Origin of the sequence: Streptomyces beihaiensis, assembly GCF_026274175.1 — a bacterium.
Classification (GTDB): Bacteria; Actinomycetota; Actinomycetes; order Streptomycetales; family Streptomycetaceae; genus Streptomyces; species Streptomyces beihaiensis.
The window spans coordinates 1-10,453 of record NZ_JAPHNL010000103.1 but is presented as its reverse complement, the minus strand read 5'-3'; the positions used below and the strand labels follow the sequence as shown (position 1 = coordinate 10,453).

The window sequence follows — 10,453 nt, the reverse complement described above, 5'->3', positions numbered from 1 at the left end:
ACTCACCGAGACCCTTCAGTCTCCGGCTTTCCTCCGGGCGCTTCCCTTCGGTCTTGCGTCTCCGACTCTATCAGATCTTTCCGATCCGATTTCCTCGGGGTTTTGCTCGGTCTTGCTCTTCGCTTTCCGGCCTTTCGGCCTTCCGGCGGTGTTGACTCTATCAGATCCTTTCGGGCCTGATTCCCTGTCAACCGGGTTTGTCTGCACGGCTGTTGGGCCGTTCCGACGAGGTGAGACTTTAGCGGATTCCTTGGCCCCGAGCTAATCGGGCCCGCTCTTTCGAACGTGGATTCCCCATTTCGCAAAAGCGCACGCAGACAGCACGACGACAGGACGTCGATCGCTTGAGTGGGCCTTGCGGAATGGTTGTCCGGGGACCGACCGAGGTCGGCTCTCACGGCGGACAACTCGGAGAACAGTACGGATCGCTCTGAGGCGTGTCAACCTCGCACCTCAGAGCGACGGTGGCGAGGTCAGCCGTTCGTGCCGGACGCCAGCTCGCGGCTGCGGTCTCGGGCCGCTTCGAGCGCGGCGATGAGGGCCGCGCGCACGCCGTGGCTCTCGAGTTCGCGGATCGCGTTGATCGTCGTGCCCGCCGGAGAGGTCACGTTCTCGCGCAGCCGGACCGGGTGCTCGCCGCTGTCCCGCAGCATCGTGGCCGCGCCGATGGCCGACTGGACGATCAGGTCGTGGGCCTTGTCGCGGGGCAGGCCCAGGAGGATGCCCGCGTCGGTCATCGCCTCGACCAGGTAGAAGAAGTACGCCGGGCCCGAGCCGGAGAGCGCCGTGCAGGCGTCCTGCTGGGACTCCGGGACCCGCAGCGTCTTGCCGACCGAGCCGAAGATCTCCTCGGCGTGGGCCACGTGCTCCGCCGTGGCGTGGGTGCCCGCCGAGATGACGGACATGGCCTCGTCGACCAGGGCGGGGGTGTTCGTCATGACACGGACGACCGGGGTGCCGTCGGGCAGGCGCTCCTCGAAGTACGTCGTGGGGATGCCGGCCGCACCGCTGATGATCAGGCGGTCCGCGGGCACGTGCGGGGCGAGTTCGGCCAGGAGTGTGCCCATGTCCTGGGGCTTGACCGTGAGGATCAGGGTGTCGGCCTGCTTGGCCGCCTCCTGGTTGGTGACCGGTGTGACGCCGTACCTGGTCCGCAGTTCCTCCGCGCGTTCCGCGCGGCGGGTCGTGACGAGGAGGTCGGCGGGCGGCCAGCCGCCGCGGATCATGCCACTGAGCAGGGCTTCGCCGATCTTGCCCGCGCCGAGTACGGCGACCGTGCCTCCCGCGCGCGTGCTCGCGCCCGGCTCGCGCGACGCGCTCGGTTCGTTCGGCTGGTTCGTGGGCGTGCTCATGGGCCTGGCCTTCCCTGTGCTTCGTCGTCCGGTTGCATCCTCGCACCGGGCGGGCGACGGGCACCGGTGCCGTCCGTCAGGCGGGACGGTCTCGGGTGCGCGCGTGCGGTGTCGTACGGGCTCGTACGCCCTCAGGCGGTGCGGCGGCGCAGTGTCGCCGCACCGAGGGCCAGGACCAGCACGGCACAACCGGCGACGATCAGGACGTCCCGTACGTACGTGGCGGTGAGGTCGGTGTGCCGCAGGACCTGGTTCATGCCGTCCACGGCGTACGACATGGGGAGCACGTCCGAGATGGCCCTCAGGACGGGCTGCATGGTGTCCCGCGCGGTGAACAGGCCGCACAGGAGGAGCTGCGGGAAGATCACCGCGGGCATGAACTGGACGGCCTGGAACTCGGAGGCGGCGAACGCCGAGACGAACAGGCCCAGCGCCGTGCCGAGCAGGGCGTCGAGCAGGGCCACCAGGAGGAGCAGCCAGGCGGAGCCGATGACGTTCAGGTCCAGGCCCCACAGCGCGAGGCCGGTGGCGAGCAGCGACTGGAGGACGGCCACGGCGCCGAAGGCCAGGGCGTAGCCGCCGATGAGGTCGCCCTTGGCGAGGGGCATGGCCAGGAGGCGTTCCAGGGTCCCGGTGGTGCGCTCGCGCAGGGTGGCGATGGAGGTCACCAGGAACATGGTGATGAGCGGGAAGATGCCGAGCAGTGAGGCGCCGATGGAGTTGAAGGTGGCCGGGTTGGCGTCGAAGACGTAGCGGAGCAGGACGAGCATCACGCAGGGCACGAGCAGCATCAGGGCGATGGTGCGCGGGTCGTGGAGGAGCTGGCGCAGTACGCGGCCTGCCGTGGCGGTGGTGCGGCTGAGGTTCATGGCGGCTTCCCGGGGGTCGGGGCGAGTGGGCCGGGGTCAGTTGGTCCGGGTGGCGTTCGCGGTGTCGACCAGGTGGAGGAAGGCGGCCTCCACGGTGTCCGTGCCGGTACGCGCGCGGAGTGCGTCGGGGCTGTCGTCGGCGAGGAGCCGGCCCTCCCGCATGAGGAGGAGGCGGTGGCAGCGCTCGGCCTCGTCCATCACGTGGGAGGAGATGAGGAGGGTGGTGCCGTGGCCGGCCAGGCTGTGGAAGAGGTCCCACAGGTCGCGGCGGAGCACGGGGTCGAGCCCGACGGTCGGCTCGTCGAGCACCAGGAGTTCGGGGGCGCCGAGGAGCGCCACGGCGAGCGACACGCGGCTCAGCTGGCCGCCGGAGAGGTTTCCGGCGAGGGCGTCGGCGTGTGAGGTGAGGTCGACCTCGGTGAGGACGCGTTCGACGTCCGCGCGGCGGCGGTCGGCGGCGGCGCGCCCCGGTAGGAGTACGGCCGCGAAGTAGTCGAGGTTCTGGCGGACCGTCAGGTCGAGGTAGACGGACGGGTCCTGGGTGACGTAGCCGACGCGGGCACGCAGGGTCGGGTGGCCCGCCGGTCGGTCGAGGACCGTGAGGGTGCCGGTGACCTTGGCCTGGGTGCCGACGACGGAGCGCATCAGGGTGGACTTGCCGCAGCCGGAGGGTCCCAGCAGGCCGGTGATCTGCCCGCGCGGCACGCTGAAGTCCAGGTCGCGCAGGACGGTACGGGGGCCGCGGACGACGGTGAGACCTGCGGCGTGGACGGCGGGAGTGGCGGGGGCTCGGACGGTGCCGGGCGCCTCGGCAGCTTTATTCATCACATGATGAATAGTCCTCCCGCGCCATCGGGACGTCAAGCCACCCGACCGGGGCGGGACACTGCGTTTACTGGCATGCCCACGTCAATCAGGCGGCTGCGCGTCACCTATGCGCAGCGGCCGTCTCTGTGTACAGCGGCCGACTCCTGGGCCTTCAGTCCTGCGTCAGCCCTTCGCCAGTCCCTCGTCAGCCCGTCATCAGCCCTTGGGGCGCTTCTTCCCCTGCTGCTTCTTCTTCGCCGGGTTCCCCGCCCGGCGCGCGCTCCGGCGCTCGTACTGTTCGCGCGCCTCCTCGTACTCCTGCCGGTACAGGCCCTCGCCGGGGGCCTCGGTCAGGCAGCGCAGGGCGTGCGCGAGCAGGACGCCGATGAAACCGATCGCCATGAAGCCGCGCAAAGACGCCTGCTGCTCGGGGTCGGGGCGCTTGGAGAAGCCTCCCCACGCGCGGGTGAAGGCGAGCGCGCTGCAGATCGCGAACATGCCGACGACCAGGATGTTGACGAACGACCCCACGTTCGCGACGGCGAGCCCCTGGTAGGCGAAGCGCAGCACGAAGCAGCCCGCGGCGGCCGCGACGAGCGCGCCCACGCAGACCGCGGCGCGGCGCAGCGCGTAGGTGCCGCTGTGGTCGACCCAGGTCGTCCCGAAGAAACGGATCTCCTCGGGGCGGGGGCCGGGGGTCGCGGAGTTGCCCGAGGGGGTGCCGGTGCCGGTTTCGTCGCTCACAGGTCGATTATCGCCAAGAGGCGGCCCGCGGGAGTCGCGGGCCGCCTCTGTGGGTGGTCCTCGGACGGTGTACGGGTACCGGTCAGCCGAGCTTCGAGACGTCGCGGACCGCGCCCTTGTCGGCGCTGGTCGCCATCGCCGCGTACGCCCGCAGCGCCGCCGAGACCTTCCGCTCGCGCGCCTTGGGGGCGTACGTGCCGCCCAGGGCGGCGCGGCGGGCCGCCAGCTCCTCGTCGGGGACGAGGAGCTCGATGGCGCGGTTTGGGATGTCGATGCGGATGCGGTCGCCGTCCTCGACGAGCGCGATGATGCCGCCGGAGGCCGCCTCGGGCGAGGCGTGGCCGATGGACAGACCCGACGTGCCGCCGGAGAAGCGGCCGTCGGTGACGAGGGCGCACGCCTTGCCCAGACCGCGGCCCTTCAGGTACGAGGTCGGGTAGAGCATCTCCTGCATGCCGGGGCCGCCCTTGGGGCCCTCGTAGCGGATGACGACGACGTCGCCCTCCTTGACCTGCTGGGTGAGGATCTTCTGGACGGCCTCTTCCTGCGACTCGCAGACGACGGCGGGGCCCTCGAACGTCCAGATGGACTCGTCGACCCCGGCCGTCTTCACGACGCAGCCGTCCTCGGCCAGGTTGCCCTTGAGGACGGCGAGGCCGCCGTCCTTCGAGTACGCGTGCGTGACGTCGCGGATGCAGCCGTTCGCGGCATCGGTGTCCAGGGTGTCCCAGCGCTCGGACTGGGAGAATGCCTCGGCGGAGCGCTTGCAGCCGGGCGCCGCGTGCCACAGCTCCAGGGCCTCGCCGGTGGCCGAGACTCCCCCGTTCTCGAATTCGCCCGAACGGGAGGCACCCCCGCGGATGTCCCAGGTGTCCAGCCACTCCTTGACGGAGGCGGAGTGGACGGTGTGCACGTCCTCGTTGAGCAGGCCGCCGCGGTAGAGCTCGCCCAGGATGGCGGGGATGCCGCCCGCGCGGTGCACGTCCTCCATGTAGTACGTGGTGGTCGGGGCGACGTTGGGCGCGACCTTGGCCAGGCAGGGGACGCGGCGCGAGACGGCGTCGATGTCGGACAGGTCGTAGTCGACCTCGGCCTCACGGGCGGCGGCCAGCAGGTGCAGGATCGTGTTGGTGGAGCCGCCCATGGCGATGTCGAGCGCCATAGCGTTCTCGAACGCCGCCTGGGTGGCGATGTTGCGCGGCAGGACGGTGGCGTCGTCCTCGTCGTAGTAGCGCCGCGCGAGCTCGACGACCGTGGTGCCCGCCTTCTCGTACAGCGCCTTGCGGGCCGTGTGCGTGGCCAGGACCGAGCCGTTGCCGGGCAGGCTCAGGCCGATGGCCTCGGTGAGGCAGTTCATCGAGTTGGCGGTGAACATGCCGGAGCAGGAGCCGCAGGTCGGACAGGCGTTCTCCTCGATGCGGAGGATGTCCTCGTCCGAGACGCTGTCGTTCACGGCGTCGCTGATGGCGTTGACCAGGTCCAGCTTGCGAACCGTGCCGTCGACGAGGGTGGCCTTTCCGGCCTCCATGGGGCCGCCGGAGACGAAGATCGTCGGGATGTCGAGGCGGAGCGCCGCCATCAGCATGCCCGGGGTGATCTTGTCGCAGTTGGAGATGCAGACCAGGGCGTCGGCGCAGTGCGCCTCGACCATGTACTCCACCGAGTCCGCGATCAGGTCGCGGGACGGGAGCGAGTACAGCATGCCGCCGTGGCCCATCGCGATGCCGTCGTCGACGGCGATGGTGTTGAACTCGCGCGGGATGCCGCCCGCCTCGCGCACCGCGTCGCTGACGATGCGGCCGACCGGCGCCAGGTGGGTGTGGCCCGGCACGAACTCCGTGAACGAGTTGGCGACCGCGATGATGGGCTTCCTGCCGATGTCCGCGCCCGGTACACCGGAGGCGCGCATAAGGGCGCGTGCGCCCGCCATGTTGCGGCCGTGGGTGACTGTGCGGGACCTCAGCTCGGGCATCGTCGCTCGCTCCTCGAGTACGGGAAAGACTCCCTCCGAGCCTACGCCGACGGACCAGGATCTGGACATGCCGTCCGTATGTCGGGATGCTCGTCTCGGGGCGCGTTCGGGCTAGCGTCGCGCGCCACCGTCACGCCCCGCCAGGCCCCCGTCAGGCCCCCGTCAGGCCCCCGTCAGGCCCCCGTCAGGTGCCCCTGCACCACGGGCGCCACGCGCGCGATGACGCTCTCCGCGTCCGCGGACGCCAGCGGCTCCACCTTGACGACGTACCGCAGCATGGCGATCCCGACCAGCTGCGCGGCGGCGAGCGAGACGCGCAGCTCGGCCTCCTCCTCCGGGACGTCGAGGCGGCGCCCCATCCGCGACAGCAGCTGCGCGGTGATCAGCCGCCGGAAGACCTTCGCCGCCGTCTCGTTGTTGACGGCGGAGCGCACGATGGCGAGCAGCGGGGCGCGGGTGGCCGGGTTTTCCCAGACACCGAAGATGAACCTGGTCAGCCGTTCGCCGGCCAGATCGACGGGCCCCTCCTCGACGGCCCGGGGGGCCGCGAGGGCCGGGGCGAAGGCGACCTCGATCGCGGCGGCGAACACCTGCTCCTTCGTGCCGAAGTAGTGGTGGACCAGGGCCGAGTCGACTCCGGCCGCCTTGGCGATGCCGCGTACGGACGCCTTGTCGTAGCCGCGCTCGGCGAACTCCTCCCGCGCGGCGTCGAGGATGCGCTGGCGCGTGCCGGGGCCGCTCTCCGCCGCCGTACGGGAGGGCCGGCCGCGGCGGCGTACGGGTTCGCCGGCCGGTTCGCTCATGAGCGCGGCACCCGCACCGCCGAGGCGAGGTGCAGCCGGGTGAAGGCGAGTGCCTCCGCCAGGTCGGCCTCACGTTCGGCGCTGGACATCGCGCGCCGCGTGTTGACCTCGATGACCACGTGGCCGTCGAAGCCGTTGGTGGCGAGCCGGTCGAGGACTTCGGCGCAAGGTTGCGTGCCGCGGCCGGGGACCAGGTGCTCGTCCTTGTTGGAGCCGTTGCCGTCGGCCAGGTGGACGTGGCCGAGCCGGTCGCCCATGCGGTCGATCATCGCCAGGGCGTCGGTCCGCGCGGTCGCCGTGTGGCTGAGATCGACCGTGAAGTGCCGGTAGTCGTCCTTGGTGACGTCCCAGTCGGGGGCGTAGGCGAGCATCTCGCGGTCGCGGTAGCGCCACGGGTACATGTTCTCGACGGCGAACCGCACGTTGGTCTCGTCGGCCATCCGCCAGACGCCGTCGACGAAGTCGCGCGCGTACTGGCGCTGCCAGCGGAACGGCGGGTGGACCACGACGGTCGACGCGCCGAGCTTCTCCGCGGCCGTCCTGGCGCGCTGAAGCTTCACCCACGGGTCCGTGGACCACACGCGCTGCGTGATCAGCAGGCAGGGCGCGTGCACGGCCAGGATCGGCATCCGGTGGTAGTCGCTGAGGCGCCGCAGGGCCTCGATGTCCTGGCTGACCGGGTCGGTCCACACCATGATCTCGACGCCGTCGTAGCCGAGGCGTGCGGCGATCTCGAAGGCCGTCGCCGTCGACTCCGGGTACACGGAGGCCGTCGACAGGGCGACCTTCGCGTCCGGGATGCGCACCGCTGGTTCTGCCACGGACACAGCGTACGGGGCCGTGGGAGGGGGCGTGGGCCGGGTCCCCGGGGCCGTGCGACCGGGTGGCCGAAAGCCTCCGGGGCGCCGGGCCCGGTGGGCGGCACGCGCGCGTGGCGGCGGGTCGGGGGCCCGCGCGCGGGACGGCGTCTCGCCGCTGTCCGCTCCACGGGCGCGTGTCCGCTCCCACGGGCGCGTCACGTCGTCCTACGCCGTCGGCATGTGGTCCAGTCGGCGCAGAATGACTCCCTCGCGCAGGGCCCAGGGGCAGACCTCCAGCGTCTCGACGCCGAACAGGTCCATCGCGCCCTCCGCCACCAGCGCCCCGGCCAGCAGTTGTCCGGCCCGCCCTTCGGAGACACCGGGCAGCTCGGCCCGCTCGGCCTCCGTCATGGCGGCGAGCCGCGGCACCCAGTCCTCCAGGGACTTCCGCTTGAGCTCGCGCTGTACGTAGAGGCCCTCGGCGGACCTGGCCGCGCCCGCCAGGCGGGCCAGCTGCTTGAACGTCTTCGACGTGGCGACGACGTGGTCCGGCGCCCCGAGCCTGCTGAACTCGCCGACCGTGCGGGCGATCTGCGCCCGTACGTGGCGGCGCAGCGCCTTCACGTCCGCCGGGTCGGGCGGATCGCCGGGCAGCCAGCCGGAGGTGAGGCGGCCCGCGCCGAGCGGCAGCGAGACGGCGGCGTCCGGCTCCTCGTCGAGCCCGTAGGCGATCTCCAGGGAGCCGCCGCCGATGTCGAGCACCAGGAGCCGTCCCGCGGACCAGCCGAACCAGCGGCGGGCCGCGAGGAAGGTCAGCCTGGCCTCCTCCTCGCCGCTGAGCACGCGCAGGGCGACCCCGGTCTCGCTCTGGACGCGGTCGAGCACCTCGTCGGCGTTGGTGGCCTCGCGCACGGCCGACGTGGCGAACGGCAGCAGGTCCTCGACGCCCTTGTCCTCGGCGGCCTCCAGGGCGCCCCTGACCGTGCCGACGAGCTGCTCCACGCCGTCGGGGCCGATCGCCCCGCGGTCGTCGAGCAGCTGGGCGAGCCGCAGCTCCGCCTTGTGCGAGTGCGCGGGCAGCGGACGGGCGCCCGGGTGCGCGTCCACCACGAGCAGATGCACCGTATTCGAACCCACGTCGAGGACACCGAGTCTCATGCGAGGAACGCTACTGCCCCTGGTGGGCCGCTCGTCAGCCGACGTCCGACATCCGACGACGGGCGGCGGGGGCCGGACAACGTCCGGCGGCGGGCGGCGGCGTCGCGGCTCCGTCCCCGCGCGCGCTTACTCTGGAACCGTGCCAAAGACGAAAAAGGCCAAGGGCGACAAGGCCGACAAGGGCCACAAAGGCGACAAGAAGAAGACGAAGCCGGCCGAGCGGAAGCGGGAGCCGGACGAGAAGGGGATCGACTTCACGCGCGCGTGGGTCGAGTTTCCGGACCCGGCCGACGACGAACAGGTCTTCCGCTGCGACCTGACCTGGCTGACCTCCCGCTGGACCTGCATCTTCGGCAGCGGCTGTCAGGGCATCCAGGCGGGCCGCGCGGACGACGGCTGCTGCACCCTGGGGGCGCACTTCTCCGACGAGGACGACGAGAAGCGCGTGGCCGAGCACGTGGCGCGGCTCACGCCGGACATCTGGCAGCACCACGAGGTGGGCACGCAGACCGGCTGGGTGTCCACGGACGAGGACGGCGAGCGGCAGACGCGCCCGTACGAGGGCTCGTGCATCTTCCAGAACCGCCCCGGTTTCGCGGGCGGCGCGGGCTGCTCGCTGCACATCCTGGCGCTCAAGGAGGGCCGCGAGCCGCTGGAGACGAAGCCGGACGTGTGCTGGCAGCTGCCGGTGCGGCGGACGTACGAGTGGATCGACCGGCCCGACGACACGCGTGTCCTACAGGTGTCGATCGGCGAGTACGACCGCCGCGGCTGGGGCCCTGGCGGCCATGACCTGCACTGGTGGTGCACGTCGGCCACGTCGGCGCACGGCGCGGGCGAGCCGGTCTACGTCTCGTACCGGCCCGAGCTGATCGAGCTGATGGGCAAGGCGGGCTACGACAAGCTGGTCGAGCTGTGCGAGCAGCGGCTCGCGGCAGCCCCGAAGGGGCTTCCGCTGGTGGCACCGCACCCGGCGGATCCGAAGGAAACCACGCGGCGTTAGGGGTCCGCGGCTCAGGACGCCGGTGTCGACGATCCCGAGCCGCTCGGGCCCGGCGACGTGGACGGGGAGCCGCTGGAGCTGGGCGTCGGTGTGGGGTCCGGCGAGGGGGAGCCCGAGCCGCTCGGGGGCGGTGTCGGGTCCTGGGACGCGGACGGGCCGCCGCTCGGCGTCGGGTCCGGGCTGCCCGGGTCCGACGGGGACGGGTCGGGGCGCGACGTGGGTGCGGGCGGGCCCGGGTTGCCGGCCGGTGAACCTCCGTACCCCTCCAGGGTGATGACGGCGCCGGACGGGTCGATGGCCACGCGCGCGCTCCAGTGTCCGGCCGGTTCGCGGTCGTGGTCCACGTAGACCCGGACGGTGGACGAGTCGCCCGGCCGTACTGTTCCCGACGTCCGGCTCAGGTGGAGCCAGGGCGCGGCGGTCCGGGCCGACCAGTGCACCGGCGAGTCCCCGGAGGCCGTCAGGGTGATGAGCGTGACGCCGCCGCTGGGCTGTGCCTCCACCGTGAGACGGCCGGGGCCCTTGCCCGCGCGCGTGGGCGGCGAGACGACCTCCACGGACACGTCCGGGGAGCGGCCGCCGACGGTGAAGCGCGGGTCGGGAGTGGTGCTGGCGTTGCCCGCGTTCTCGTAGCGGTCGCCGGGGCGCTTGCCGTCGAGGGCGCCCTGGCCACCCGCCTCACTCGCGGTGACGGAGCGGCCGTCGGTGCCCTCGCCGGTCAGCGGGGCGCCCCGGTAGGCGGCCCACAGGGCGAGCACCGGGGCGGCGACGACCGTGGCGACCACGGTCGTCGTCACGGCACGCGCGCGCAGCCGGTCTCTGCGGGCGACGTGGTCCTTGGGGTCCATCGGGAAGCCGCACCGGTCGAAGCGGGGGCTCGCGGGGCGGGCGACGCGCATCGCGTGGCGCAGCGCCGCGCGGGGCGCCTCGGCGAGCGGCAGCGCG

At 72.1% G+C, this 10,453-nt stretch carries 10 protein-coding genes; 1 reads left to right on the top strand and 9 read right to left on the bottom strand.

Annotated features, from left to right (window positions below; translation table 11 throughout):
* Positions 1-473: 473 nt before the first annotated feature.
* The 8 genes from proC to OFY01_RS11720 all read right to left on the bottom strand — a co-directional run bounded on the left by proC (position 474) and on the right by OFY01_RS11720 (position 8,505).
* Positions 474-1,352, bottom strand: a complete 879-nt coding sequence (proC, locus tag OFY01_RS11755) for a pyrroline-5-carboxylate reductase (protein WP_266598991.1) — start codon at positions 1,350-1,352, stop codon at positions 474-476.
* A 131-nt stretch (positions 1,353-1,483) separates the two neighbouring features.
* Positions 1,484-2,221, bottom strand: a complete 738-nt coding sequence (locus OFY01_RS11750; protein WP_266598989.1) for an ABC transporter permease — start codon at positions 2,219-2,221, stop codon at positions 1,484-1,486.
* A gap of 36 nt (positions 2,222-2,257) precedes the next feature.
* Complete coding sequence (locus tag OFY01_RS11745; protein WP_266598988.1) at positions 2,258-3,046, bottom strand: ABC transporter ATP-binding protein; 789 nt, start codon at positions 3,044-3,046, stop codon at positions 2,258-2,260.
* A 198-nt stretch (positions 3,047-3,244) separates the two neighbouring features.
* Positions 3,245-3,772 (bottom strand): EamA/RhaT family transporter, encoded by a 528-nt coding sequence (locus tag OFY01_RS11740; RefSeq protein ID WP_266598986.1) that lies wholly within the window; start codon positions 3,770-3,772, stop codon positions 3,245-3,247.
* 82 nt (positions 3,773-3,854) lie between these two features.
* Entirely contained in the window at positions 3,855-5,744 is a 1,890-nt protein-coding gene (gene ilvD / locus OFY01_RS11735; RefSeq protein ID WP_266598984.1) for a dihydroxy-acid dehydratase, read from the bottom strand.
* 173 nt (positions 5,745-5,917) lie between these two features.
* Positions 5,918-6,547, bottom strand: a complete 630-nt coding sequence (locus tag OFY01_RS11730; RefSeq protein WP_266598982.1) for a TetR/AcrR family transcriptional regulator — start codon at positions 6,545-6,547, stop codon at positions 5,918-5,920.
* Positions 6,544-7,368 carry a sugar phosphate isomerase/epimerase family protein gene (locus OFY01_RS11725; protein WP_266598980.1) on the bottom strand — a complete coding sequence of 275 codons (825 nt, stop codon included), beginning with the start codon at positions 7,366-7,368 and terminating at the stop codon, positions 6,544-6,546. Before OFY01_RS11725 ends, OFY01_RS11730 begins: the two co-directional genes overlap by 4 nt.
* A 204-nt stretch (positions 7,369-7,572) precedes the next feature.
* On the bottom strand, positions 7,573-8,505 hold the full coding sequence (locus OFY01_RS11720) for a Ppx/GppA phosphatase family protein (protein ID WP_266598978.1): 933 nt from the start codon (positions 8,503-8,505) through the stop codon (positions 7,573-7,575).
* Between the two features lie 139 nt (positions 8,506-8,644).
* On the opposite strand from OFY01_RS11720, the gene OFY01_RS11715 reads away from it, so the two are divergent.
* A complete protein-coding gene (locus tag OFY01_RS11715) occupies positions 8,645-9,508 on the top strand; it encodes a hypothetical protein (RefSeq protein WP_266598976.1) in 864 nt (287 codons plus the stop codon).
* A gap of 11 nt (positions 9,509-9,519) precedes the next feature.
* On the opposite strand, the gene OFY01_RS11710 is transcribed toward OFY01_RS11715, so the two are convergent.
* Positions 9,520-10,453 (bottom strand): BACON domain-containing protein (locus tag OFY01_RS11710; protein ID WP_407700322.1); only part of this gene is annotated, 934 nt, incomplete at its 5' end.

Excerpts from the sequence above, each read along its gene's own strand:
- proC (WP_266598991.1), bottom strand. The coding sequence starts at position 1,352 with ATGAGCACGCCCACGAACCAGCCGAACGAACCGAGCGCGTCGCGCGAG.
- OFY01_RS11750 (WP_266598989.1), bottom strand. The coding sequence starts at position 2,221 with ATGAACCTCAGCCGCACCACCGCCACGGCAGGCCGCGTACTGCGCCAG.
- OFY01_RS11745 (WP_266598988.1), bottom strand. The coding sequence starts at position 3,046 with ATGAATAAAGCTGCCGAGGCGCCCGGCACCGTCCGAGCCCCCGCCACT.
- ilvD (WP_266598984.1), bottom strand. The coding sequence starts at position 5,744 with ATGCCCGAGCTGAGGTCCCGCACAGTCACCCACGGCCGCAACATGGCG.
- OFY01_RS11730 (WP_266598982.1), bottom strand. The coding sequence starts at position 6,547 with ATGAGCGAACCGGCCGGCGAACCCGTACGCCGCCGCGGCCGGCCCTCC.
- OFY01_RS11720 (WP_266598978.1), bottom strand. The coding sequence starts at position 8,505 with ATGAGACTCGGTGTCCTCGACGTGGGTTCGAATACGGTGCATCTGCTC.